Below are 25928 nucleotides of genomic sequence, written 5' to 3' on the forward strand. Positions count from 1 at the left end.
CCACAGAAGCCAGCGGCATGCTCAATGATCGGTTGCTTGTCTTACAAAAAAGGGGCCACAAGAGCCCCTCTTTCGGAGGAAAGACAGACTCAGGCGGAAGCGCCTTCTTTGACTTCCACGAACTCGTCGGAGCCTTCGGCCGCGACAGCCTTGACGACATCGTTCACCGCGTTGCTGCGGCCTTCGATGATGGCGTCGGCGATGCCACGGGCGTACAGGGCCACGGCGCGGGCCGAGTCGTCGTTGCCGGGGATGACGTAGTCAATGCCCACAGGCGAGTGGTTGGTGTCGACCACGCCCACCAGCGGAATGCCCAGCTTCTGGGCTTCGAGCACGGCGATCTTGTGGAAGCCCACGTCGATGATGAAGATGGCGTCGGGCAGTGCATTCATGTCCTGAATGCCGCCGATGTCCTTCTCGAGCTTTTCCATTTCGCGAGCAAACATCAGCTGCTCTTTCTTGCTCATGCTGTCCAGACCGACTTCTTTCTGGGCCTGCATGTCCTTGAGGCGCTTGATCGAGGTCTTGACCGTCTTGAAGTTGGTCAGCATGCCGCCGAGCCAACGCTGGTCAACGAAGGGAACGCCGGCACGACGGGCTTCCTGGGCCACGATGTCGCGCGACTGGCGCTTGGTGCCCACCATCAGGATGGTGCCGCGGTTGGCGGAGAGCTGGCGCACGAATTTGGCGGCCTCTTCAAACAGGGGCAGCGTCTTTTCGAGGTTGACGATGTGGATCTTGTTGCGATGGCCGAAGATGTACGGCGCCATCTTGGGGTTCCAGAAGCGGGTTTGGTGACCGAAATGGACACCGGCTTCCAGCATTTCGCGCATGGAGATGGACATGTGATTACTTTCCAGAGGTTGAGTCTAAAATCCAGCCCCGATCACCTTGGCATTTGGCGGACCGTTGAAGGTCCTGATGCTGCGGGCGACACCCGGTTGGGCTGGTTTGCGATTTGCTTCACAAGGCGCCACTCGAACGGTTGTTCGGGCCGGCCACCTGCAAAGCCCGTCGATTATAGCAGTCCGATCACTCCTGCCCCTTCCCTGCTCTTGCGGAACGACGCCTGTCCACAGGCACGCTTCCGCGTTACTTCCGCGCCCCATGCCCCCTGCCTTGCCCTCTCTGTCCCACTCCACACCCAGCCGGGGTAGGTCTTGAAAGTCGCCGTGGTCGGCGCGGGCGTGGTGGGCACCACGACCGCCTTTGAACTCGCGCTCGATGGCCACGAAGTCACGGTGTTCGAACGCCGCAGCACCGTGGCGGAAGAAGCCAGCTTTGCCAGCGGCGCGCTGGTCGCCGCCGGCTGGACCGCCCCCTGGAACACGCCCGAGCGCAGTCTGCACTTGCCCTGGTCGAGCCGCGCAGACAGTCTCCGGCTGGCACACCTGCCGCGCGGGGCAGAGTGGCGCTGGCTGTGGCGGTGGCTGCGCGCCGGCCGCGGCGAATACCAACCCGCGCGGCATCAGCAGATCCACCAATTGATGCGCTACAGCCAGGAGCGGCTGCTGTCCATCACCGAAGAGCAGGAACTCAACCACGACCGCAGCCAGGGCATGCTGGTGCTCTGGCGCACGGCGCGCCAGGCAGAACAGGCGCGAACGGCGCTGCAGCACATGAAGGACCTCGGCATCCAGCACCGCGAGCTCTCCGCCGAGCAGGCGCGCGCGTTGGAGCCGGCGATGAACCCCGAAACGCCCCTCCATGGCGCGGTCGAACTGGCCGGCGAAGCGGTGGCCAATTGCCGTGAGTTTGCGCTGTCCATCCGGGACGAGGCCCGCCAGCTGGGCTGCCACTTCGCGTTCAACACGCGGGTGGAATCCATCGATGCAAAGGCTGCTCAGGGCGTTGAATTGCGTGTTTCAGCGGCCGGCGGCGGCAAGCCCCCCGCACCCCACGCGCCCAGTGAATCCCGGCGTTTCGACGCGGTGATCGTCTGCGCGGGCCTGCACAGCGCGGCCTTGCTGCAGCCACTCGGCCTGCGCCTGCCCGTGCGGGCCATCCACAGCCACTCCCTCAGTGCCGCGGTGCGCGAGCCGCTGGACGCGCCGCAATCGGCGGTGCTGGACGCCGCGAACGGGGTCTCGATCGCCCGCCTCGGCCAGCGCATCCGCGTGGCCGGTGGCAGCGACTTCGGCACCCCGACGGGTCAGCTGTCGCCCACCACCTTGCGCCGGCTCTATGCGGTGCTGTCCGACTGGTTCCCCGGCGCCGTGCGGCTGGGCGGCCCACGGGGCAGCGTTCAGGAATGGCAGGGTGCGCAAGCCTCGCTGCCCGATGGCTTGCCCGCGCTGGGCGCCAGCAAGCTGCCCGGCGTCTGGCTCAACGTGGGGCACGGGAACGCGGGCTGGTCCATGGCGTGCGGCAGTGCGCGGGTGCTGGCCGACCAACTGGCCGGCCGCAGTCCCGATGTGGGCGTAGCGGGTTGTTCGCCGCGCCGCCTCGGCCTCTGAACCTTCCGTTGATGACGCCCTCCGCGCGAGGGCAAACGTGTTGAAATGGAACGCGGGTCCCCTGCCCGCGTGGCCGTCGACCTTCCCACATCCTCTGGAGCGACGCATTGGGCACGCCCGACTTCACATCACAGGCCGGCCTTCGGCAGGTCTCTGGCGACCGCCGCGAGGCGCTGCACGGCGCTGCCGCCACGCGCCACATCGAACAGCAAGCGGCAGCCGCCCTGCCCGATCACACGCTGATGGCGCGCGCCGGTCTGGCGGCGGCTCGCCTGGCGCTCGCGCTGCAGCCCCATGCCCGGTGCATCTGGATCGCCTGCGGGCCCGGCAACAACGGCGGTGACGGCCTGGTGGCCGCCACCCATTTGCACCGTTGGGCGCAAGAACGCGGTGGTGAACAGCGGGTGGTTGTGACCCACGCGGCTCACGACGAAGCCCGCCTGCCGGCCGATGCCCGATGGGCACTGCAAGCCGCGCGCGACGCAGGCGTGACGTTCAGCGACGCGCCGCCAGCCGATGCCGACCTGGCCATCGACGCACTCTTCGGCATCGGCCTCGTGCGTTCGCTCGAAGGGCCTGTGGCGCTCTGGCTGGACCGCTTGCGCAACAGCCCTGCGCCCGTGTTGAGCATCGATCTTCCCAGCGGACTGGACGCTGACACGGGTGTGCTGGCACCGCTGGCCAATATGGTCACGGTCGCGCCAGCGCCGCGCCACACGCTGTCGCTGCTGACACTGAAGCCGGGCCTCTTCACCGGCGTGGGGCGTGACGCGGCGGGCGACGTGTGGCTGGACGATCTCGGCGTCTCACCCATCGCGCTCGCAGCGGCCAGTGCATGGCTCTCTGGCCTCGGCACCAGCACCACAACCTCACCACCGCGCCGCGCCCATGCCAGCCACAAAGGCAGCTACGGCGATGTGGTCGTGATCGGCGGCCAAGGCATGGCCGTCGATGGCGCCGGCATGACCGGCGCGGCCATCCTCGCCGCGCGTGCCGCGTTGCATGCCGGCGCGGGCCGCATCTTCGTGGGTTTGCTGGAAGGCAGTGCGCAGAGCGCCGTGGCATGGGACCCGATGTGCCCCGAACTCATGTTCCGCCACATTGACCGCCTGATCGAGCGCGGGGTGCTGCGCAGCGCCAGCGTGGTGTGCGGCTGCGGAGGGGGTGCTTCCGTGGCGGCGGTGCTGCCCGGCGTCCTCTCGCACGCCAACCCGCTGGTGCTGGATGCCGATGCACTCAACGCCATCGCCACCGACCCGGCACTGCAAACCCTGCTCGGCCACCGCCATGGCCGTGGCCTGACCACCGTGCTCACGCCCCACCCGCTGGAGGCCGCCCGTTTGCTGGAGAGCACCACCGCCGCCGTCATGGCCGACCGCGTGCGCGCAGCCCAAGCCATCGCAGATCGGTTCGGGTCGGTGTGCGTGCTCAAAGGCTCGGGCACCGTGATCGCCGCGCCGGGCGAGACGCCGCACATCAACCCATCGGGCAATGCCGCGCTGGCCACCGCCGGTACGGGCGATGTGCTGGCGGGCATGATCGGCGGCGCACTGGCCCGCCCTCACCCATCGCCTTCGCACGCATTCGCGCGCGTGGCCGATGCGGTGTTCCACCATGGCGCGCTGGCCGACCGATGGGACGGTGGCGCGTCACACGGTCTGAGCGCCAGCCGCCTCGCGGCCAGGGTCACGCCGCTCGATTGACGTCAGCCCAGCAACATCAACCCGACCTGCAGCAGGATGATGAGCAGCAGCACCGACAGGTCCACCCCGCCCACCAGAGGCACCACGCGGCGCACCGGCCGCAAGATGGGCGCGCAGAGGCGATCCAGCGTGGCCATCACCGGTGAATGTGGCTGCACCCACGACAGGATGGCATAGCCCAGCAACAGCAGCATGAGGCCCTGCAACAAGGTGCGCACCAGCATGCGCACCGCCATGGTCCCCACCGTGCCGATGGCCGCCTCCATGGACAGCGGCGCCGCCGATACGCTGGACGCCAGCAGCAGCCACAGCGCGCCATACGCGATGCAAAGCAGAACCGCGGCCAGCAGGCTGCCCCAGTCGATCGGGCTCTGCGCCAGTGCGCGGGGCAGCACGCGCCGCAGCGGCGCCACCAGCCAGTTGGTCACCGCGATCGCGAACCGACCCGGCTGCGCCGACATGTGAATGCGCAGATGGTTCATCCAGGCGCGCAGCAACGCGGCCGCCACCAGGAAAAAGAAGAAGGTTTCAAGCAAAAAAAAGACGATGCGCATGGCGTAGGCGGGTGGGATGGCGATGCACGAGTTTAGAGGCGCAAGCCCCTTGCTCAGGACCCCACAAAGCGCAGAGGCGCCCGGGGAATGCGGGGGTCGGGTTCAAGGCCCTGCTTCAACCTCTCCAACGCGGCCTCGCGCGACGCCTCCAGAAAGTCCAGCATGATCGGTGAGCTGTCGGCCAAGGCGTCGCGGCCGTGGTGGAACTCGGGGTGCCACTGCACGCCCCTCGCATAGGTATCGCCGGTCCAGCGAATGGCTTCGACCATGCCGTCCAGTGTGGACACGGCCTCGACCACCATGCCCTTGCCCAACTGGGCCACCGCCTGGTGGTGGATGCTCGTGACACGCAGCTGAGACGCATTGGGATACAGCCTGGTCAATGCCGTGCCTTGCAGGAAGGTCACGTCGTGTTCGAGTTGGTCGTACAGCTCGGTGTCCACATGGGCGTGGGCGGCGGCACATTGCGTGGCGATGTCCTGGTACAGCGTGCCGCCAAAAGCCACGTTGAGCAACTGGGCGCCGCGGCACACGCCCAGCACGGGTTTCTTCTGGGCGAGAAATGTGCGCAGCAGCCCCAGCTCGTAGCGGTCGCGCACCACGTCGCCCTGCCAACGCGAGTCCATCGGGGTCTGGCCATAGCTCTGAGGCGCGACGTCAGCACCACCCTGCAGCACCAGCGCATCCAGCTCCTGCACCACTTGCTCGACCTTGAGATGGCGCGCCGCGTGTTTGCTGTCGTGGGCCACCGCCGGCACCATGAACGCCACGGCCCCGTGTTCCATGATCCAGTGCGCCAACGACTGCTCGATGTACTGCAGGATCTTGTTGCGAAACCCCAGCTCCTGCGGGGCGCGGTGCAACAGGCGCGCCGACACGCCAATGCGCAGCGCCCGCTCGGTCGCCACCCCGTCGTTCTTGCGGCGCGACGCCGGTACAGGCTTGATCGCAGGGGCCGTCGTCACAGAGGGAGATGGGTGTGTTGAACGAGGCATGCCCGTCATCCCTCCTTCGACTCAGCGCCGACTCTTTCGAGACTGGCTCGCGGTGCTGCGTGCGCCGCCGCGTTGCGGCTTCTTGCCCGTGGCTTTGCGCGACGCCGATTTCGTCTCCGGCGCGGGCTGCTGCTGTTGCGAACCGTCGTGGCGCGTCTGCGCCTTGGCGTCCCTGCCTCGGCGTGTCTTGCCTGCACGCGAAGCCGATGCGCCATCGTCCGGCGTACCCGGCACGCCGGTCTTGTCGCGCATGGCACGCAGCAGGAGGTCGTCGTTTCCGCTGACCAGCCGGAAATCGATACGCCGACCATCCAGGTCCACACGGCTCACCTGCACCTGCACGCGGCTGCCCAACGCATAGCGAATGCCGGTGCGCTCGCCGCGCAACTCCTGGCGCGCCTCGTCGAACCGGAAATACTCGCCACCCAGCTCGGTGATGTGCACCAGACCTTCGACATACATCGCATCCAGCGTGACGAACAGGCCGAAGCTGGTGACCGAGGTCACCACGCCGCTGAACTCTTCGCCGAGGTGCTCGCGCATGTACTTGCACTTGAGCCAGGCCTCCACGTCGCGGCTGGCTTCGTCGGCCCGCCGTTCGTTGGCACTGCAGTGCAACCCGGCGGCCTGCCAGGCCAAGGTGTCAGCCGATGGTTTCTTCACCGGCTCGCCGGCAACGGGCGGTTTCACACGGCTGGCCAGGCGCTTGCTGAGCTTGGCGTGCGCCTCGCCCGGTGTGGGCAGCGTCGGCAGCTCGTAGCGCTTGCGCGCCAGAATGGCCTTGATCACCCGGTGCACCAACAGGTCCGGGTAGCGGCGGATCGGGCTGGTGAAGTGGGTGTAGGCCTCGAACGCCAGACCGAAATGCCCGCTGTTGATCGGCGTGTAGATCGCCTGCTGCATGGAGCGCAGCAGCATGGTGTGGATCTGCTGTGCTTCGGGGCGGTCTTTGGTCGCGAGCGCGATCTGCTGGAAATCGGCCGGCTTGGGGTTGTCGCCGATGGTCTGCGAAACGCCCATGGCCTTGAGGTAGTTGCGCAGGATTTCCTGCTTCTCGGGCGTCGGGCCTTCGTGCACACGGAACAGGCCGGTGTGCTTGCCCTGGTTGATGAAGTCGGCCGAACACACGTTGGCCGCGAGCATCGCCTCTTCGATCAACTTGTGCGCATCGTTGCGGGTGCGCGGAATGATCTTTTCGATGCGGCCCGATTCGTCACAGACGATCTGGGTTTCGGTGGTCTCGAAATCCACCGCGCCGCGCTCGCCGCGCGCGGTCAACAGCGCACGGTACACGTCGTGCAGATTCAACAGATAGGGCACGAGCCCCTTGCGCGCAGCTGCCTCGGGCCCACGTGTGTTCTGCAGGATGGCAGCAACCTCTGTGTAGGTCATGCGCGCATGGCTGAACATCACCGCCGGATAGAACTGGTACGCATGCACCTCGCCCTTGGCGTTGACGAGCATGTCGCACACCATGCACAGACGCTCCACGCCCGGGTTCAACGAGCACAGGCCGTTGGACAATTTCTCGGGCAGCATGGGAATGACGCGGCGAGGAAAGTACACCGAGGTGGCGCGGTCATAGGCATCCACGTCTATCGGTGAGCCCGTCTCCACGTAATGGCTCACGTCGGCGATGGCCACCAGCAGGCGCCAGCCCTTGCCCTTGCCCACCTTGGCCGGTTCGCAGTACACCGCGTCATCGAAGTCGCGCGCGTCTTCGCCGTCGATGGTCACCAAGGGCACGTCGCGCAGGTCCACGCGGTGCTTGTGATCGGGGCCCCGCACATGGTCGGGCAGCGCGCGGGCCTGCGCCAGCGCGGCATCCGAAAACTCGTGCGGCACGCCGTACTTGCGCACCGCGATTTCGATCTCCATGCCGGGGTCGTCGATCTCGCCCAGCACTTCCTTCACGCGGCCCACGGGCTGGCCGTAGAGCGCCGGCGGTTCGGTCAGTTGCACCACCACCACCTGGCCCGGTTTGGCCGAGCCGGTAGCGCCTTTGGGAATCAGCACGTCCTGGCCGTAGCGCTTGTCTTCTGGCGCCACCAGCCACACACCGCTCTCTTGCAACAAGCGCCCGATGATGGGCGAATCGGCGCGTTCCACGATCTCGGTGACACGCCCCTCGGGGCGGCCTTTGCGGTCCAGCCGCACGATGCGGGCCTTGACCCGGTCCTTGTGCAACACGGCCCGCATTTCGTTCGACGGGAGATAAATATCGGCCTGGCCATCGTCGCGGATCACAAAACCATGTCCGTCGCGATGACCGGACACGACACCTTCAAATTCGGCCAACAGGCTGTTTTTTTCGTTCACTTTTTCTCTGCTATACTTCTGGTTTTCCTGAAAGCCCAGGTGGCGGAATTGGTAGACGCACTAGTTTCAGGTACTAGCGAGTAACATCGTGGAGGTTCGAGTCCTCTCCTGGGCACCAAGATTAACACGGGGTTTTGGCGATATCAGCCAGTCACAGAAATCCACTGTGATTCCCGAAAGATCAAAAAGATCTTGTCTTTGAAAATGATGACGGCGCCCAACAGGCGCCGTTTTCTTTTGTGCCGCGACATCGATGGCATTGACCGCGATTCGCGCCGCTCCTGAGCAAACTTCGGCCTCATGGATGCGGATGAACCACCTCCCCTTCTGAAACCTCCTCCAGCGCCGTGATGCGGGCCGCACCGCGCGGCGTGAACACATGGCGCGTGGTGCCGGCCGTGTACACATGGGCCAATGTGCGCTCGCCATTGAAGCGGACGTCGATCGCATCGCCCGCCTGCTGGAACTCCAGCGCACCGCTGGTGCCGCCGACCGCCAGCCGCAAGCCGCCATCGCGCAGAACCGTCAGCGTCGCCTGAGCATGCGCGCCGCCGAATTCGAAGGCGAAGCCGCGGGTGTCGCCGTTCTGCGCCTCATGGCTCCGCTCTTCCTCCAGCAGCGCCTGGGCAACCGCGATGGCAGCGGCCATCGGCAGGCCCACAGGCTCCTGCTTGAACACGGCTGCTTTCTCTCGCTGGATCAGCGCCGTGTCCAGATCGGATTGCGAGAAGGCGTCGCTGCGCACGACGTAGCGCAGGAACTGCACGTTGGTGTTCAGGCCCACGATATGCATCTGCCCCAGCGCCTCGTCCAGGCGCGCCAGGGCCTGCTCGCGCGTGTCGCCGTGCACGATCAGCTTGCCGATCATGGAGTCGTAGAACGGGGAGATTTGATCGCCCTCGCGCACACCCGAGTCGATGCGTATCGGCTGCGAACGTACGGGTTCGCCGGGTGGAAGGAATGCCACACACGGTGGTGTGCGGTACACCTGCAGCGTCCCGGCGGCGGGCAGGAAGTTCTTGTCCGGGTTTTCGGCGCAGATGCGCGCCTCGATGGCATGGCCGTGCATGCGCAGTTGGTGCTGCTGGAGCGGCAGCGCCTCGCCCCTCGCGACACGGATCTGCCACTCGACCAGGTCCAGCCCCGTGATCGCCTCGGTCACCGGGTGTTCGACCTGCAAGCGCGTGTTCATCTCCATGAAGAAGAAGTCCATCTCGCCCTGCCCGCGCTGCTCGACGATGAATTCCACCGTGCCGGCGCCCACGTAGTTGACCGCGCGCGCCGCGGCCACGGCGGCCTCGCCCATGCGGCGGCGCATCGCGTCGGACAAGCCCGGCGCGGGCGCCTCTTCCAGCACCTTCTGATGGCGCCGCTGCACCGAACAGTCCCGCTCGAAGAGGGATACGCAGTGGCCGTGGACATCGCCGAACACCTGCACTTCGATATGGCGCGGCCGCTGGACGTATTTCTCGATGAGCACCGCGTCGTCGCCGAAGGCGCCTTTCGCTTCGCGTTGGCACGCGGCGAGGGCCGCCAGAAAGTCCTCCGCCTTGTCCACGGCCCGCATGCCCCGGCCACCGCCACCGGCACTGGCCTTGATCAGCACCGGAAATCCGATGCGGGTGGCTTCGCGCAGCAACAGCTCGGGGTCCTGGTCGGCGCCGTGGTAACCCGGCACCAGCGGAACGCCGGCCCGCTCCATCAACTGCTTGGCCGCCGCTTTCAAACCCATGGCCTGGATGGCCGATGCAGGCGGGCCGATGAACACCAGCCCAGCCTCGGTGCAGGCCTGGGCGAAGGCCTCGTTCTCGCTCAGGAACCCGTAGCCCGGGTGGATGGCCTGCGCGCCGGTGGCCTTGGCCGCCTCGATGATGCGTTCCCAACACAGGTAACTCTCGCGCGCCGGGCTGGCGCCGATGTGCACCGCTTCATCACAGTCGGCCACGTGCCTGGCATGCGCATCGGCGTCGGAATACACCGCCACGGTGCGCAAACTCATGCGGCGCGCGGTGGCCGCCACGCGGCACGCGATCTCGCCGCGGTTGGCGATCAGGATCTTCTGGAACATCGGTCGCTTTCAGGAACGGGATGGCTTCACTTCGCGGCGGACGTGTCCAGCTTCAACTCGGTGATCAGCTTCTTGGTGGCGGCGTATTCGGTCTCCATGTACTTGGCCATCTCCGCCGAACCCATGAACACCGGGCGCCAGTTCTGCTTGGCGACGAATTCCTGCCACTCGCTGCTCTCGATCACCTGGCGGAAGGCCTGCTCCCAGAAGCGCACCTGCTCCCGCGTCATGCCCTTGGGGCCCAACACACCCTGCACCGAGGCATAGACGGCGGGCACGCCCTGTTCGGTCCAGGTCGGCACCGACGACAGCGCGCCCTTCAGGCGCTCGCCCGTGGCGACGGCGATCACGCGGATGCGGCCGGCCTGCATGTTCGCGATGACATTGGGCGTGCTCGCCGCCACCACGTCCAGGTGACCGCCCAGCAGCGCCGTCATGGACTCGGCCGACGACTTGAACGGCACGACGCGCAACTTGGCGATGTTCACGCCGCCCACCTGCAGTGGCTTGGCAATGCCGGCGTGAATGTGATTGCCGATCGCCGTGGCCACGCCGATGGACAAGGCTTCCGGGTCCGTCGTCAGCCGCGCGACGAGGTCCGCCGCATTGCGGATCGGCGAGTCCGCGCGCACCGCCACCACCACCGCCTCTTCGAGCATGACCACCAGCGGCGTCATGCCTTCGTACGTCGTGGAGACGCTGCCGATGGCGCGGGCATTGAGCATGCCGGTGGTGAAGATGGACAACCAATGCGCGTCGCCCGCGTGCTGCTCCAGGGTCTGCAGGGCGACCGCCCCGGCGCCACCCGAGCGGTTGGACACCACCAGCGGCTGCGTCACGAGCTTGCGCTTCTCCAGTTGGTTGAACATTTCGCGCGCGGCGGCGTCGAGCGCAGCGCCGGGTCCGGAGGGCACCACCAGCTCCACCTTGCGCGTGGGCTCCCACTGCTGGGCCATGGCGGGGGCCATGGCAACGGCGGCGGCGCAGGTGGCCAGGAGTGCGGGCAGGCGCAACAGGCGGCGGACGAGAGATGACATCATGGCTTGTCTCCTATTGTTTGAAATGAAATGCAGGGGGAAAACGCACAAGGCCGTGGTTCGACGCGCTCAGACAGCGCGCCCGACGCGGCGGGCGAGCATGGCCTCCCAGGCGTCCTCGATCCAGTCGCACAGAAAGGCGCGTGTCTCGCGCGGATCGATGATGTCCAGGATCCCGAACTTCTCCGCCGTGCGAAACGGCGAGCCGATGCGGTTGTAGTAAGCCTCCAGCTCGGCCTGGCGCGCAGCCGGGTCTTCGGCTCCTTCAATTTCCTGGCGGTGCGCGGCCTTCACGCCGCCCTCCACCGGAATGGAGCCCCAGCGCGCCGAGGGCCAGGCCACGCGGTGGTTCAGCGCCGGGAAATACTTGGGCGCGTGCAGACCGCCGGCCAGGCCGAAGGCGCGGCGCAGGATCACGGACATCCAGGGCACCTGCACGTCTTCGATCGTGGTCAACACGCGCACCGCGCCGAGCAGCGTCGCGTCGAGCTCGGCCTCGGGTCCGGTGGCATTGCCAGGCTGGTCGACCAGGTTCACGATCGGCAAGCCGAAGGTGTCGCACATCTTCACGTGTCGCTCGATCTTCCAGGCCGACTTGGTCGTCATCGCGCCACCGGCTACGCGCGGGTCGCTGCACATCACGCCGACCGGGTAGCCATCCAGGCGTGCCAGCGCGGTGATGACGGAGCCGCCCTGGTGGCGGCCGATCTCGAATATGGTGCCGGTGTCGAACAGCGAGGCCACGATCTTGCGCGGGTCGAACAGCTTGCGCCGGTCGCGCGGAATCGCGTTCTTCAGCCAGTCGTCCGCGCGCCCCGGATCGTCCTCGCGCGGGCCGCGCTCGGCCACCCGCCGCGCGTTGCGCGGCAGGTAGGACAAAAAGCGCCGCACCTGCTCGAACGCGTCGGCCTCGTCCTGCGCCTCGTTGTGCACCAGCGCGCTGCGGCGGTGCACCTTCCAGCCGCCGAGATCGTTCTTGTCGATGTCGATGCCGTAGGCCTGCTTGACCACGGGCGGCCCGCCCGCGAAGACCTGCGCCTGGTCGCGCACCATGACGGAGAAGTGCGACATCAGCACCTTGATCGCACCCAGCCCCGCGCAAGCGCCGAGCGCCACGCCCACCACCGGCACATGCTTGAGCAGGTCCACCACCGGCCAGGTGGAGTAGCCGGGGATCTTGCTGGAGCCCTGTTGCTCCAGCAGCTTCACGCTTCCGCCGGCCGTGTCCACCAGGCGCACCAGCGGCATGCGCAGGTCCAGCGCCATGCGCTCGGCGTAGACCCATTTGTCCGAGATGGTGGCCTCCGACGAACCGGCACGCAGTGTGTAGTCGTCGGCAGACAGCATCACCTTGCGGCCTTCGACGCGTCCCGTGCCAATGATGGCGTTCACCGGTGCGACGTCCTTGAAGTGCCCCTCTTTGTCGTAGCTGCCTTTGCCCGCGATGCGGGCGAGTTCGCGAAAACTGTTCGCGTCGAGCAAGGCTGCGATCCGTTCGCGGGCGTTGAGGCGGCCACGCGCCGCATGCTTGGCCAGGGCTTCGGGCCCGCCCATGGAGGCGCCGCGCTTGCGGCGGTAGGCCAGCTCTTGCAGTTCGGCGGCCCATTCGCCGTCGTTGGCGGCGTCGGTGACGGGGTGTGGAGGGAGTGGTGAATTCATGTGCGTGTCGTGCGGATGACCTGGGCGGCCTCCAGTTGCTGGATCTGTGAATCGCTGAGGCCCATGCCGCGCAGCACCTCGGCGGTGTCGGCGCCGATGTCCGGCCCGGTATGCCGGATAGCGCCGGGCGTGCCCGACAGCTTGGGCACGATGCCGGCCTGCGTGGTGTGGCCGAGTTGCGGATGCGGCACCTTCACCAGCATGTCGCGCGCCGCGTAGTGCGGGTCGGCGTAGATGTCGGCGATGGTGTAGATCGGCGAGGACGGCACCTCGGCCGCTTGCAGCACCGCCGCCAGCGCGGCGGTGTCGAGCGTGCGCGTCCACTCGGCCACGATCGCATCGATGGCCTTCATGTTGTCCGGCTGACCGCGCGTGCGGATGTCCGCGAAGCGCGGGTCGGTCAGCAATTGCGGCTGCCCCATCGCGTTGACCAGCCGCTCGAAGGTCGGGTTGCTGTTGGCCGCGATCAGCATCCAGCTGCCGTCGGCCGTCGGGTAGAGGCTGTTGGGCGCCATCGTCGGCAGGTTCGGGCCCACGCGCTGCGGCACGAAGCCGAGCTTCTCGTAGGCGGGCACGTAGGGCTCCATCTGCGAAAACGCGGTCTCGTACAAGGCCACGTCCACCACCTGGCCGCGCCCTGTGCGCTGGCGCTCGATGATCGCCATGGCCGCGCCAAACGCGGCGTAGGTCGCCGTGAGGTAGTCGGTGGTGGCCAGGGCCACGCGGGCCGGTGGTCGGTCGGGGTCGCCGGTCATGTGCCGCACGCCGCCCACGGCCTCGCAGATGGCGCCGTAGCCCGGCCGCTCCGCATAGGGCCCGTCCTGGCCGTAGCCGGAAATGCGCACCATCACCAGGCCCGGGTTCACGGCGCAGAGCGCTTCATAGGACAGGCCCAGCCGCTCCAGCACGCCGGGGCGGTTGTTCTCGACCAGGATGTCCGCGCGGCTCGCGAGCTCGAACGCCAGCTTGCGACCCTCGGCTTGCTTGAGGTCCAGGGCCACCGACTTCTTGCCGCGCAAGATCGCCGCCGCATACAGCGACACGTCGTCCACGTGCCGGCCCATCTGCCGCACCGGATCGCCCGACGGCGGCTCGATCTTGATCACGTCCGCGCCGAAGTCCGCCATCATCCGCGCGCAGGCCGGGCCGGCGATGGTGGTGCAGATCTCGACCACGGTCAGGCCGCGCAAAGGGCCTTGGGCATTCGCGCCGCCCGTCATGAGGTCGCTTTCGTCGAAGGCTTGGCGGTGCCGCTGGCCGGCGCGTCCAGTTGCCGCGAAGCTTCCGCGCCCGACTCCTCCACCCGCTGGCGCACCTTGCGCGCATAACCCTCGGCGTCACCCGCGTCGAGCAGCGCCAGGGCTTCGGTCCAGATGCTGGCCGAGCGCTTGCGCCGCTCGGCACTGGCCAGGCTCAGCTTGGCGTAGCGCAAGGTCTGCAGCGACAGCGCCACCAGCATGCGCGTCAGCCGCTGGTTGCCGCAGGCGCGCACCGACAGGATGGACAGCCGGTACGACGTCTCGGCGTACGCGCCCTGGTCGTCTTTCATGGCGGCCAGGCGCTGCAGGCGCGCCACGCCCGCACGCAGCAACGCCAGCAGATCCGGGTCGCGCGCGGCGGCCACCTTGCGCGCGACGATCTCCAGCAGGCCGGCGCGGATTTCGAAAATCTCGCTCACCTCGTGCGCCGCCAGGTCCGTCACCAGCGCACCGCGCCGCGGCAGGATGGTCACCAGGCCCTCGCGCTCCAGGATGCGGATGGCGTCACGCACCGGGCCGCGGCTGACGTTGAACTCGGCCGCCAGCTCCTCTTCCAGAATGCGCTCGCGCGGCGGCAGCGCACCGGAGATGATGCGGTCGCCGATGGACGCGGCGATCTGCTCGGCCACGGTCAAGGTCGGCTGGTCGCTGCCCGAAAAAAGACGGAACGCCACGGCGCCCTCCCAATGCCGGTAGTCCAGCTTGTCGCCCGGGACGTCGCGCGTCATGCCGCCTCCACCAGGGCGACCACATCGCCTTCCCGCACCGGCTTGCCCTCTTCGCAGGACAGCGACGTCAACACCCCATTGCAAGGCGCCTCCACGGGAATCTCCATCTTCATCGACTCCACGATGACGAGGACGTCGCCCTCGGCGACCGCTTGACCCGGCTGCACCAGGACCTTCCACACACTCCCGGAAACCTCCGAAAGAACCTCAACCGATTTGGCCATCCGGCATCCTCACGTATTTTGTTTAAAAGACGATTGTTAACAATCTGACGCGATAGTAGCGACGGACTGCGAAGGCGTCAATGCGGTCAACGGGAGGACTAACCCGAGGTGCGGCGCGCGTGGGCGCGAAAAAAAACCCGGTCCGAGCAGCGCTCAGGAACCGGGTTGGGTGGCCAAAAGTAACGAACGGATCTGGCGGGGCCGAGCAAGCCGGGGCGGCGAGGCGGGTCCGTCCTGGCAATCTCAGATCGGCACCGCCAACAGATCGTGACCTTGGGCGGCGACCACACGGGCCTTGGTGAACTCGCCGACCTTCATGGTCTTGCTGATCTTCTCGGGTGGCAACAGGCGCACCACGCCGTCGATTTCGGGCGCATCGGCATAGCTGCGGCCAATGCCGCCCTTCTTGCCCAGGCCGGGGGCGGAATCGACCAGCACCTGCATGGTCGCGCCCACCCGCTCTTGTAGCTTCTCGGCCGACACGGCCTCGGCCACCGCCATGAAGCGCGCGCGGCGTTCTTCGCGCAGGGCATCGGGCACCGCATCGGGCAGCTCGTTGGCCGTGGCGCCCGGCACGGGCGAGTAGGCGAAACAGCCGGCGCGGTCGATGCGGGCTTCGCGCACGAAATCCAGCAGGTGGTCGAACTCGGCATCGGTCTCGCCCGGGAAACCGGCGATGAAGGTGCTGCGCACCACGATCTGTGGACACAGCTCGCGCCAGCGCGCGATGCGCTCCAGGTTCCGCTCGCCACTGGCCGGGCGTTTCATGCGGCGCAGCACGTCGGGGTGGCTGTGCTGCAGGGGCACGTCCAGGTACGGCAGGCACAGGCCTTCGGCCATCAGCGGAATGATCTCGTCCACGTGCGGATACGGATACACATAGTGCAGGCGCACCCAGGCGCCGTAGCCTTTGGCCAGCTCACCGAGCGAGCGCACCAGGTCGAACATGCGCGTCTTCACCGGCTTGCCGTCCCAGAAACCGGTGCGGTACTTCACGTCCACGCCGTAGGCCGAGGTGTCCTGGCTGACCACCAGCAACTCCTTCACGCCGGCTTCGAACAGCTTGCGCGCTTCGGTCAGCACATCGCCGATCGGGCGGCTCACCAGGTCGCCGCGCATCGACGGGATGATGCAGAAGGTGCAGCGGTGGTTGCAGCCCTCGCTGATCTTCAGATACGCGTAGTGGCGTGGCGTGAGCTTGATGCCTTGGGGTGGCACCAGGTCCACGAACGGGTCGTGCGGCTTGGGCAGGTGCTCGTGCACTGCCGTCATCACCTCGTGCGTGGCATGCGGGCCGGTCACGGCGAGCACGCTGGGGTGCATCTGCCGCACCAGGTTGCCGCCGCCCTCGCCTTCGCGCGCGCCCAGGCAGCCGGTGACGATGACCTTGCCGTTTTCGGCCAGGGCTTCGCCGATGGTGTCCAGGCTTTCGCGCACGGCGTCGTCGATGAAGCCGCAGGTGTTGACGATCACCAGATCGGCGCCGGCAAAGGTTTTGGAGGTTTGGTAGCCCTCGGCGCTGAGCTGCGTGAGGATGAGCTCGGAATCGGTCAGCGCTTTGGGGCAACCCAGGCTGACGAAACCGACTTTGGGGGTAACGTTGGCGGGTGGGGCGAGAGTTTCAGACATGCCCCGATTGTCTCAGACCCCGGTCGGGGACGGGCTTCAGCGTTTGAGCCCCAAGGCCGCCAACATCTGCTCGCTGTTTTTCTGCATCTGCTCCTGCAGCTGGTTGAACGCGCTGCGCGACTGCTCCAGGTAGGTGCCCATCATCCCTTCCATCACGGGCGACTGCGCGTTCATGAACTGCTTCCAGGCCTCGGGCGTGGCGCCCGGCGCTTGCGCGGTCATCCTGGATTGCAGGTCCATGAAGATCTGGACGTTCTTCTCCAGATAGCTGCCCATGAAGTCCTGCATGGCGTGGCCATAAAAACGGATGATGTTCGCCAGCACCTGCTCGGTGAAGATCGGCACGCCCGCGGTTTCTTCTTCCAGGATGATCTGCAACAGGATGCTGCGGGTGAGGTCGTCGTTCGTTTTGGCGTCACGCACCACGAAAGGCTCGTTGTCCATCACCAGCGTCTTGACGTCGGTCAACGTGATGTAGGTCGAGGTGTCGGTGTCGTACAGGCGCCGGTTCGGGTACTTCTTGATCACGCGCACAGCGTCCGAACGCGCACTGCCGCTACCGGCCTTCGATTTTTGCACTGCAGAACCTTCAGGAATGGGTGAGCCAGGGGCAGAATAGCCCGCCCAGAGGATACGGCACATTCTAGGAAGCCGATCCACCGCCGCAAGCATGGGTTTTCCCTGTGCAAGAACGTGGTGCCGCCTGTCGCACACGTTACCGGCGGGGTTTGTGCGTGGTGCGGCTGGCCGCCATCAGGAGGCGCTCGAACGCCTCCGCGGCCGGTGACAGGCTGCGGCCCCGACGGCGGATCACGCCAATGGTGCGGTAGACCGGACTCTCGATCGGAATGCCCACGATCGTGTCGGAGGGGAATGGCAACGCCAGTTGCGGCACCACCGCCACGCCCAGGCCGCGGTCCACGAACCCGATCAGCGTCGAGGCATGGCGGAACTCGCAGATCGGGCGCGGCAGATGGGCCACGTCCGCCAGGGCCTGGTCGATCAGCACGCGGTTGCGGCTGGCGTGCGACACCAGCCCATAGGGATGCTTCACCACCTCGTCCCAGCGCACCGAACGCCGCTTGGCCAGGGGATGGTCCACCCGGCAGGCCAGGACGAAACGGTCCTTGAGCATGGGCGTGAACTCGACTTCCGGGTCCTGCATGCCGACGTAGTTGAGCGCGATCTCGGCCTCGCCGCTCTTCACGCAGGCGAGCACCTCATCCGCACCCTCTTCCATCACGCGCACCATCACATGCGGATGCGCCTGGCGGAACTGCTCGATCACGCCGAGCAGGAAATGCGACACCGCCAGGAACACGCAGCCCACCGCCACGTCACCCACCTCGATGTGCGCCACGTCGCTGAGGTCGACCACCGAATGGTCCAGCTCCGCAATGATGTTGCGCACCTTGCCCAGAAAGCGCCGCCCCAGGGGCGTGAGTTCGACGCTGCGCGTCGTGCGGTCGAACAGGCGCACGTCCAGCACGCGCTCCAGGTTGGCGATGCGCCGCGACAGCGCGGGCTGCGAGAGATGCAGCAACCCGGCGGCGGCCGCGAAGCTCTGCAACTCCCCCACCGTGACGAAGGCGCGCAAATCGGCGAGCGAGGGTTTGATCGTGCGTTTGGTGGCCATTCGATTCTTTCGCAAACTGCATCAAGTGTTCAGAAAGATGCAATTTACAACACAGACCAGCGCTGCCACGATGCGCGCACAAAACACGGAGACCACCCATTTCTCACGAGACGAAAGGCTTGCGCCCTGCGGCCTTGCACCGTCCGCCACGACCCGCTGAACCACCCATGCCCCACATCCCCGCTTCCACCGCCTTGCAACGCTTTCGCGTGATCGATCTCACCCAGGTCCGCGCCGGCCCTACCGCCTGCCGCCAACTCGCCGACTGGGGCGCCGACGTGGTCCAGGTGCAAATGCCCGAGAGCATGCGCGGCGACGACACCCTGGGCGGCCAGGACGGCTCCGACTACCAGTACACGCACCGCAACAAGCGCTCCATCACGCTCAACCTGAAGACGGACGAAGGCATCGCCACGCTCAAGCGCCTGATCGACACGGCGGACGTGGTGGTCGAGAACTTCCGGCCCGACGTGAAGTTCCGCCTGGGCATCGACTACGAATCGCTCGCCACCACCAACCCGCGGCTGGTGTACGCCAGCATCTCGGGCTTCGGGCAGAGCGGCCCCCTGGCAACGCGCCCGGGCTTCGACCAGATCGCGCAAGGCATGAGCGGGCTCATGTCCGTGACGGGCCAGGCCGGTGATGGGCCGATGCGCGTGGGCATTCCCATTGGCGACCTGTGTGCCGGCATCTTTGCCGCGCAGGGCGTGCTGGTGGCGTTGCTCGAACGCGAGGCCTCGGGCAAAGGCCAGTGGCTGCACACCTCGTTGCTGGAGTCCATGGTCTACATGATGGATTTCCAGACCTCGCGCTACCTGATCGATGGCGACGTGGCCACGCAAGCGGGCAACTTCCACCCGACCAGCATTCCCACCGGGGTCTACAAGGCGCGCGACGGCTACATGAACATCGCCGTCTTCGGCTCCAAGATCTGGGAACGCTTCTGCCACATCCTGGGCGCGCCCGAATGGATCACCGATCCACGCTACCACGACAAACCCTCGCGCTCGGTGAACCGCGACACGCTCAACGCCGAGATCAACCAGCGCCTGGCCGCGCACGACCGCGCGCACTGGATCGAGCGCCTGAACGACGGCGGTGTGGCCTGCGGCCTCATCAGCAGCATGCAGGAAGCGCTGGACGAACCGCAGGTGCAGCACCTGGGCATGGTGAAGCACGTGGTCTCGAAGTGGCAAGGGCCGCAGCGCATGGTCGGCCAGCCGGTGCAACTCGAACGCACACCCAGCACCATTGCCCGTTCCGCGCCACGGCGCGGCGAACATACCGAAGAAATCCTGGGCGAACTGGGCCTCGTTACCGAGGACTTCGCCCGTATGAAAGCCGCCGGAGTCTATTGATGAGCACCCCGACCTACACCTCGACCACCGAACGCGTGCAAACCTGGCTCGACGACCGCACGCTGCACATCCGATTCAACAACCCGGCGCGCCACAACGCACTCTCGGTCGACATGTGGGAAGCCGTGCCGCCCCTGCTGGCCCTGGCGCAGGACGATCACCGCGTGCGCCTGGTGGTGTTCTCGGGCGCGGGTGAAAAAGCCTTCGTGTCGGGCGCGGACATTTCCCAGTTCGAAGACATGCGCGCCGCGCGCGAAGCCGTCGCCTACTACGAGAAGATGGCCGAAACCACGCTCATGGGCATCCACGACTTTCCCAAGCCCACGCTGGCCTGCATCCGCGGCTATTGCATCGGCGGTGGTGTGAACGTGGCCATCAGCTGCGACATCCGCATCGCCACGAGCGACTCGGTCTTCTCCATTCCCGCCGGCCGCCTGGGCCTGGGCTACCGCTACTCGGCCATGAAGAACCTGGTGGACCTGATCGGTCCCGGCGCGGCGAAAGACCTCTTCTTCACCGCGCGCCGCATCGACGCGGCCGAGGCCCGATCGCTCGGCCTGGTCTCGCGCACCTGCGAGCCCGACGCCCTGCCGCAACTGCTGGCCGAATACACCGCCACGATCGGCGAGAACGCGCCGCTCACGGTGATGGCGGGCAAGGCCATCACACGCGAAATCCTCAAGCCCTCGCCGGAGCTGGACAGCGGGCTCTGCGCCTCGCTCATCCGCGGTTGCTTCGAGAGCGCCGACTACACCGAAGGCCGCACGGCCTTCATGCAAAAACGCAAGCCGGTCTTCACCGGCCGCTGACCTTTTCAAGGAACATTTCATGCAGTCCTACTGGATGCAGATGAGCGACACCGAATCGGTGCTCGAACTGCGCGACAGCCCGGTCCCCACGCCGGGCCCGAATCAACTGCTCGTGCGCATGCGCGCCGCGGCGCTCAACCGCGGCGAATTCCTGCTGGGTGGCTTGCACGGCAAGCCGGGCAGCTGGAAGGCCATTGGCGGCGAAGGTGCGGGCGAGGTCGTGGCCGTCGGATCGGAAGTGGCCGGCTTCAAGCCCGGCGACCGCGTGATGGGCCGCTGCCCGGGCGCGTTCTCCGAACACGCGCTGATGGAAGGCGCGGAAGCCATGCACGTGCCGCCCGGCATCACCTGGGAGCAGGCGGCCAGCGTGCCGATGACCTTCCTCGTGGCCTTCGACATGCTGGTGCTGCAGGGCCGCCTGCAGGCCGGCGAATGGCTGCTCATCAACGGCGTTTCTTCCGGCGTGGGCGTGGCCTCGCTGCAGCTCGCCAAGGCCCTGGGCGCGAAGGTGATCGGCACCTCGGGCTCGGCGGGGAAGCTGGCCGATCTGAAGCCGCTGGGCCTGGACCTGGGCCTGTGCACACGCAACGCCGACTTCGCGCCCGCGGTCCTGAAAGCCACAGGCGAACAGGGCGCGAACCTGGTCATCAACACGGTGGGCGGCAGCGTGTTCGCCGAAAACATGCGCTCGCTCGCTTTCGAAGGCCGGCTGGCCACCGTGGGCTATGTCGACGGCGTGGTGCGCGCCGAACTCGATCTGGAGGCGCTGCATGCCAAGCGCCTGACGCTGTTTGGCGTCTCGAACAAGTTGCGCACCAAGGCGCAACGCGCCGCGGCCGTGCCGCGTTTCGTGGCGGAGGTCATGCCCCTGATCGCCGCCGGCCGCATCCAGCCCCGCATCGACCGCGTCATGGATTTCACGCAACTCGAAGAAGCCAAAGCGCGCATGGAAGCCGGCGCGCACATCGGAAAGATCGTCCTGCGCATGCCGGCGGACCCCGTTTGACATCACCACCCCCAAGAGGAGACACACCATGAAAAGCAAGACCCTGATACTCGCCCTGACCCTCGGCACCCTGGCCCCCCTGAGCTGGGCCCAGCCGGCGGCCTACCCGAACAAGCCCATTCGCATCGTGATCGGCTTTGCGCCGGGCGGCGCGGCGGACTATGTCGCCCGAACGATGAGCGAGGCCTTCAGCAAGGCGCTGGGGCAGACCGTGGTCATCGACAACAAGCCCGGCAACGGTTCGAGCATCGCGGCAGACATCGTGGCCAACGCGCCCGCCGACGGCTACACCTTGATGATCGCCAGCCCCAGCGCGATTTCGGTGAACCCCGCGCTCAACGCCAAGCTGAGCTACAAGCCGAGCGACTTCATCCCCATCACCAAGATGACGACCTCGCCCCTGGTGCTCGCGGTCAACCCGAGCAGCCCGATCCGCACGGTGCCCGACCTGATCGCCGAAGCGAAGAAGAACCCGGGCAAGCTGAACTACTCCACTTCGGGCAACGGGTCGGCACCGCACCTGGGCGCGGCGCTGTTCAACCTGATCACCAAAACCGAGATGACCCACGTGCCCTACCGGGGCGGCTCCTTCGCCATCACCTCGGTGATGGCCAACGAAACCCAGCTCACCTTCGGCACCTCGCCCTCGGTGCTGCCGCAGTCCTCGGCAGGCAAGCTGCGCGCCATCGCGGTCAGCACGCGCGAACGCTCACCCCTCGTGCCCGACCTGCCGGGCATGCGCGAAGCGGGCCTGCCGGAATACAACCTCGAGTTCTGGTACGGCATGTTCGCGCCCGCCGGCACCCCGGCGCCCGTGGTGAAGACCCTCTACGACGCGGTGCGCACCGCCATGCAGCAACCGTCGGTGAAGGCCGCGCTGGCGCGCGAGGGCACCGAGGTGTCGCTGTCCGACTCGCCCGAGCAATATGGCAAATGGCTCGTGGACGACAGCAAGTTCTGGGTGAACCTCGTCAAGTCGGCGAACGTGAAGATCGACTGACGCACACGCCTGGCGCGCAGTCCAACACTGCGTTGCGCCACAGACCCACGGCCGCCTCTGCGGCCGTTTTGCATGGCCGGGCCACATGCAGTCCGCCAGCGAGCGCGTCGACATGAGGATTTTTCGTGACCTCCAGCGAAATTTATCGTTAGACGCATGCCGACCGGGACGCAAGAATCCGCCGACTGAAAACACGTCGGCTCCGCACGCGGTGCGATGCCCTTCGTCAAAGCCATCGCCTGGCTTCCCTTCACTCCACCGCTCAAGAACACACGCCCTGTGAATGCCAACCCGACCCAACGCCGCCGTCTGATCATCGGCATCAGCGGTGCCTCGGGCGCCATCTACGGCATCCGCCTGCTGCAGGTGCTGCGCGAATCCGACATCGAGACCCATCTGGTCATGAGCGACTCGGCCAAGCTCACGCTGAGCACGGAAACGGACATGAAGCCCAAGGACGTCGAGGCGCTCGCCGACGAAGTCCACCACGCCAAGAACATCGGCGCGTCGATCTCGTCCGGCTCCTACAAGACGCTGGGCATGGTGGTCGCGCCCTGCTCCATCCGGTCGTTGTCCGAGATCGCGTATGGCAACACGACCTCGCTCTTGACCCGCGCGGCCGACGTGGTGCTCAAGGAGCGCCGCAAGCTGGTGCTGCTGCTGCGCGAAACGCCGCTGCACAACGGCCACCTCAAAACCATGCTGCAAGCCAGCGAAAACGGCGCCGTGATCATGCCGCCGGTGCCCGCGCTGTACGCACGGCCCGCCTCGATCGACGAGATGGTCAACCACACGGTGGGCCGCTGCCTGGACCTTTTCGACATCGACACGCAACTGGTCCGGCGCTGGAGCGGCATGGGGCAGTAGGCAAACGCTCATCGCGCAACGCAACTTTCAGCACTTCATTGACACAAGGAGACAGACGATGACGAACGATTTTTCACGCCGTGAATTCATGCTGGCCGCGGCCAGCGTGACCGCAGCAGGCGTATCCCTTCCGGCCGCCGCACAGGCAGGCTACCCCGATCGGCCCATCCGCGTCGTGGTGCCGTTTGCACCGGGTGGCGATGGCGACATCATGGCGCGCTACTGGGCCAAAGCCGCGACGCCCTTGTCCGGCTACACCTTCGTCATCGACAACAAGGCCGGCGCGGGCGGGGCCATCGGCGCGATCGAAGTGGCGCGCGCCAAACCGGACGGCTACACCCTGCTGCTGGGCACGTCCACCACGCAGATCATCAATCCACTGGCATCGGCCAAGCCGCAGTACGACGGTTTGAAAGACTTCACCATGGTGAGCATGGTCAGCGCCAACCCGACCTGCGTGGTCGTGCACCCATCCCTTCCCGTGAATTCGCTGAAGGAACTGGTGGCGCTGGCGCGCGCCCAACCCGGCAAGCTCTCCTACGGGTCGGCCGGAGCCGGCACCATCACCAACCTCACGGGTGAACTGCTCAAGTACGTGGGCGGCAAACTCAACATCACCCATATCGCCTACCGTGGGGGCGGCCCGGCCATGTCGGACGTGGTCGCCGGCCACCTGCAGGTGGGCACGCCCATCATGTCGTCGGCCGTCCTGGCGCACCACCGCGCCGGCCGCATCCGCATCCTGGCGATCAACAGCCCCAAGCGCATGAAGGCCGCACCCGACATCCCCACCGCGGTCGAGGCCGGCTTCGACGAGATGCAGGTGCTCGTGTTCAACGCGCTCTTCGCGCCCGCCGGCACGCCGCGCGCCGTGCTCGACGTGCAGCGCAACCTGGGCAAGAAGGTCCTCGCCGACGCGTCGTTCGTCGCCGACGTGGAAAAAGCCGGCGCCGAGCTGCTGTTCCTGAACGACCAGGACAAATTCATGCGCGACGAGATGACCCGCTGGAGCCGGTTGATCAAGGAGATGGATTTCAAGATCGAGTCTTGATCCCACCACCCCGACGTCCTTCCAAGTTTTTTGAGACAACAGAGCATGAGCAATTCGACCGTTGGAAACCCGCTGGACCTGCGAGCGTGGATCGATGAAGTGAAACAACTGGGGGAACTGACGGAGGTGTCGGGCGCCGAGTGGAACCTGGAGCTGGGCGCGATCAGCGAGCTCAACGTGAAGAAGGAGCTGCCGAACGCACTGCTGTTCGACGACATCCCGGGCTATCCGAAGGGCCATCGCGTGATGACCTGCAGCACCAGCAGCCCGTCGCGCCTGTCGTCCATCCTGCGCCTGCCGATTGAAAACACCAACGGCGGCCTCACGCAGTCGCTGCGCGGCAAGCCCAAGCAGTGGCAAGGCGAAGCCGATCAATATCCGCCGGTCTTCGCGGACAGCGGCCCGATCTTCGAGAACATCCAGACCGGCGAGGACGTGGACGTGTTCGCCTTCCCGTCGCCGCTGTGGCACGAACTCGATGGCGGGCGCTACATCGGCACCGGCTGCATGGTGGTCACCAAGGACCTGGACTCCGATTGGGTCAACGTTGGCACCTACCGCGTGATGGTCCACGACAAGAACCACGTGGGCCTGGACATGGTGCCCGGCAAACACGGCGCGATCCAGTACGACAAATACATGAAGGCCGGCAAGCCTTTCCCGGTGGCGATCGTGGTCGGCTGCGACCCGCTGGGCTACCTGATCTCCGGCATCGAAGTACCGTTCGGCATGTGCGAGTACAACTACATCGGCGCCATCCTGAAGCAGCCGGTGTCGGTGGTGAAGGGCCAGTTGACGGGCCTGCCCATCCCGAGCGGTGCGGAGATCGTGCTGGAAGGCTGGGCGCAGGTGAACGACGAGCGCATCGAAGGCCCCTTCGGCGAGTTCCACGGCTACTACCCGGGCAAGCCGGCCACTGCGCCAGTGGTGACGATCGAGCGCGTGTACTACCGCCACAACCCGATCATCATGGGCAGCCCGCCGGCCAAACCGCCGAACGACTATTCCTACTCCAAGGCCGTCATGCGTTCGGCCTTGCTGATGGACGCGTTGCTCGCATCGGGCGTGCCCGACGTGCAAGCGGTCTGGGCCCACGAAATCGGTGGCGCCCGCATGTTCAACGTGGTGTCGATCAAGCAGCGCTATGCCGGGCATGCGCGCCAGGCCGGCCACATCCTGAGCCAGTGCGGCGTGGGCGCGTACATGTCGCGCTACTCGGTGGTGGTGGACGAGGACATCGACCCCTCCAACCTGCAGGAAGTGATGTGGGCCGTGGCCACGCGCACCGACCCGGACCTGGACATCGACATCATCAAGCGCGGCATGGGATCGAAGAACGACCCTATGTCCATCGCCTACACGTCCAAGGCGCCGTTCACGTCCAAGGCGATCATCGATGCGTGCCGCCCATACGACTTCATCAAGGAGTTTCCCGCGGTGGCCGAGGCCAGCAAGGAACTCCAGGAGACCGTGCGGGCGAAGTGGAAGCACATCCTTTGACGGTTTGCTCTGTGCGCCCCTGTTTGACGCCTGCGCATCGCGTTGATGGTTGGCTTGGTGCGGCCCTGTT

At 66.5% G+C, this 25928-nt stretch carries 22 protein-coding genes and 1 tRNA gene; 10 read left to right on the top strand and 13 right to left on the bottom strand.

Features of this window, described 5'->3' with window-relative positions:
* Positions 1-89: 89 nt before the first annotated feature.
* Positions 90-845, bottom strand: a complete 756-nt coding sequence (gene rpsB, locus FFS09_RS09370; RefSeq protein WP_137918595.1) for a 30S ribosomal protein S2 — start codon at positions 843-845, stop codon at positions 90-92.
* Positions 846-1160: 315 nt separating this feature from the next.
* Here rpsB and FFS09_RS09375 point away from each other — a divergent pair, with 315 nt between their 5' ends.
* Entirely contained in the window at positions 1161-2456 is a 1296-nt protein-coding gene (locus FFS09_RS09375; protein WP_137918596.1) for an FAD-dependent oxidoreductase, read from the top strand.
* 107 nt (positions 2457-2563) lie between these two features.
* A complete protein-coding gene (locus FFS09_RS09380) occupies positions 2564-4159 on the top strand; it encodes an NAD(P)H-hydrate dehydratase (protein ID WP_137918597.1) in 1596 nt (531 codons plus the stop codon).
* Between the two features lie 2 nt (positions 4160-4161).
* Here the strand turns inward: FFS09_RS09380 and FFS09_RS09385 are convergent, their stop codons facing one another.
* From FFS09_RS09385 to rnr, 3 genes are read right to left on the bottom strand one after another with little or no spacing between them, the layout of a single operon-like run.
* Complete coding sequence (locus FFS09_RS09385; RefSeq protein ID WP_137918598.1) at positions 4162-4713, bottom strand: YggT family protein; 552 nt, start codon at positions 4711-4713, stop codon at positions 4162-4164.
* Positions 4714-4766: 53 nt separating this feature from the next.
* Entirely contained in the window at positions 4767-5678 is a 912-nt protein-coding gene (locus FFS09_RS09390; RefSeq protein ID WP_252374304.1) for a gamma-glutamyl-gamma-aminobutyrate hydrolase family protein, read from the bottom strand.
* Between the two features lie 51 nt (positions 5679-5729).
* Positions 5730-8027: a ribonuclease R gene (gene rnr / locus FFS09_RS09395; RefSeq protein ID WP_252374305.1), complete on the bottom strand. Its 2298-nt coding sequence runs from the start codon at positions 8025-8027 to the stop codon at positions 5730-5732.
* A 33-nt stretch (positions 8028-8060) separates the two neighbouring features.
* Between rnr and FFS09_RS09400 the strand changes: the two genes are divergently transcribed.
* Positions 8061-8145: transfer RNA gene (locus FFS09_RS09400), tRNA-Leu, on the top strand.
* 180 nt (positions 8146-8325) lie between these two features.
* Here FFS09_RS09400 and FFS09_RS09405 read toward each other — a convergent pair.
* From FFS09_RS09405 to FFS09_RS09445, 9 genes are all read right to left on the bottom strand, one after another.
* The gene (locus FFS09_RS09405; protein WP_137918601.1) at positions 8326-10095 is read right to left on the bottom strand and encodes an acetyl-CoA carboxylase biotin carboxylase subunit; all 1770 of its coding nucleotides are present in this window, start codon (positions 10093-10095) and stop codon (positions 8326-8328) included.
* A 26-nt stretch (positions 10096-10121) separates the two neighbouring features.
* Positions 10122-11135 (bottom strand): tripartite tricarboxylate transporter substrate binding protein, encoded by a 1014-nt coding sequence (locus tag FFS09_RS09410; RefSeq protein ID WP_137918602.1) that lies wholly within the window; start codon positions 11133-11135, stop codon positions 10122-10124.
* Positions 11136-11201: 66 nt separating this feature from the next.
* Entirely contained in the window at positions 11202-12791 is a 1590-nt protein-coding gene (locus FFS09_RS09415; RefSeq protein WP_137918603.1) for an acyl-CoA carboxylase subunit beta, read from the bottom strand.
* Positions 12788-14011: a CaiB/BaiF CoA transferase family protein gene (locus tag FFS09_RS09420; protein WP_137918604.1), complete on the bottom strand. Its 1224-nt coding sequence runs from the start codon at positions 14009-14011 to the stop codon at positions 12788-12790. Before FFS09_RS09420 ends, FFS09_RS09415 begins: the two co-directional genes overlap by 4 nt.
* Positions 14008-14778 carry a GntR family transcriptional regulator gene (locus FFS09_RS09425; protein ID WP_137918605.1) on the bottom strand — a complete coding sequence of 257 codons (771 nt, stop codon included), beginning with the start codon at positions 14776-14778 and terminating at the stop codon, positions 14008-14010. The genes FFS09_RS09420 and FFS09_RS09425 overlap by 4 nt, the downstream gene beginning before the upstream one ends.
* The gene (locus tag FFS09_RS09430; RefSeq protein ID WP_137918606.1) at positions 14775-15002 is read right to left on the bottom strand and encodes a biotin/lipoyl-binding carrier protein; all 228 of its coding nucleotides are present in this window, start codon (positions 15000-15002) and stop codon (positions 14775-14777) included. The genes FFS09_RS09425 and FFS09_RS09430 overlap by 4 nt, the downstream gene beginning before the upstream one ends.
* Before the next feature lie 243 nt (positions 15003-15245).
* Positions 15246-16631 (bottom strand): 30S ribosomal protein S12 methylthiotransferase RimO, encoded by a 1386-nt coding sequence (gene rimO / locus FFS09_RS09435; RefSeq protein ID WP_137918607.1) that lies wholly within the window; start codon positions 16629-16631, stop codon positions 15246-15248.
* 36 nt (positions 16632-16667) lie between these two features.
* Positions 16668-17210 (bottom strand): polyhydroxyalkanoate synthesis repressor PhaR, encoded by a 543-nt coding sequence (gene phaR / locus FFS09_RS09440; RefSeq protein ID WP_252374306.1) that lies wholly within the window; start codon positions 17208-17210, stop codon positions 16668-16670.
* A 136-nt stretch (positions 17211-17346) separates the two neighbouring features.
* Positions 17347-18267: a LysR family transcriptional regulator gene (locus tag FFS09_RS09445; protein WP_137918609.1), complete on the bottom strand. Its 921-nt coding sequence runs from the start codon at positions 18265-18267 to the stop codon at positions 17347-17349.
* A gap of 167 nt (positions 18268-18434) precedes the next feature.
* Here FFS09_RS09445 and FFS09_RS09450 point away from each other — a divergent pair, with 167 nt between their 5' ends.
* From FFS09_RS09450 to FFS09_RS09480, 7 genes are all read left to right on the top strand, one after another.
* Positions 18435-19625 (top strand): CaiB/BaiF CoA transferase family protein, encoded by a 1191-nt coding sequence (locus tag FFS09_RS09450; protein ID WP_137918610.1) that lies wholly within the window; start codon positions 18435-18437, stop codon positions 19623-19625.
* Complete coding sequence (locus FFS09_RS09455) at positions 19625-20434, top strand: enoyl-CoA hydratase (RefSeq protein WP_137918611.1); 810 nt, start codon at positions 19625-19627, stop codon at positions 20432-20434. The genes FFS09_RS09450 and FFS09_RS09455 overlap by 1 nt, the downstream gene beginning before the upstream one ends.
* A 19-nt stretch (positions 20435-20453) precedes the next feature.
* Positions 20454-21440: a zinc-binding dehydrogenase gene (locus FFS09_RS09460; protein ID WP_137918612.1), complete on the top strand. Its 987-nt coding sequence runs from the start codon at positions 20454-20456 to the stop codon at positions 21438-21440.
* Positions 21441-21468: 28 nt separating this feature from the next.
* Complete coding sequence (locus FFS09_RS09465) at positions 21469-22440, top strand: Bug family tripartite tricarboxylate transporter substrate binding protein (RefSeq protein ID WP_137918613.1); 972 nt, start codon at positions 21469-21471, stop codon at positions 22438-22440.
* Between the two features lie 279 nt (positions 22441-22719).
* Entirely contained in the window at positions 22720-23307 is a 588-nt protein-coding gene (locus tag FFS09_RS09470; protein WP_137918675.1) for a UbiX family flavin prenyltransferase, read from the top strand.
* A gap of 58 nt (positions 23308-23365) precedes the next feature.
* Positions 23366-24358, top strand: a complete 993-nt coding sequence (locus FFS09_RS09475; protein ID WP_137918614.1) for a Bug family tripartite tricarboxylate transporter substrate binding protein — start codon at positions 23366-23368, stop codon at positions 24356-24358.
* A 45-nt stretch (positions 24359-24403) separates the two neighbouring features.
* Complete coding sequence (locus tag FFS09_RS09480) at positions 24404-25858, top strand: UbiD family decarboxylase (protein ID WP_137918615.1); 1455 nt, start codon at positions 24404-24406, stop codon at positions 25856-25858.
* Positions 25859-25928 lie beyond the last annotated feature (70 nt).

Origin of the sequence: Hydrogenophaga sp. 2FB, from assembly GCF_005503365.1 — a bacterium.
Classification (GTDB): Bacteria; Pseudomonadota; Gammaproteobacteria; order Burkholderiales; family Burkholderiaceae_C; genus Hydrogenophaga.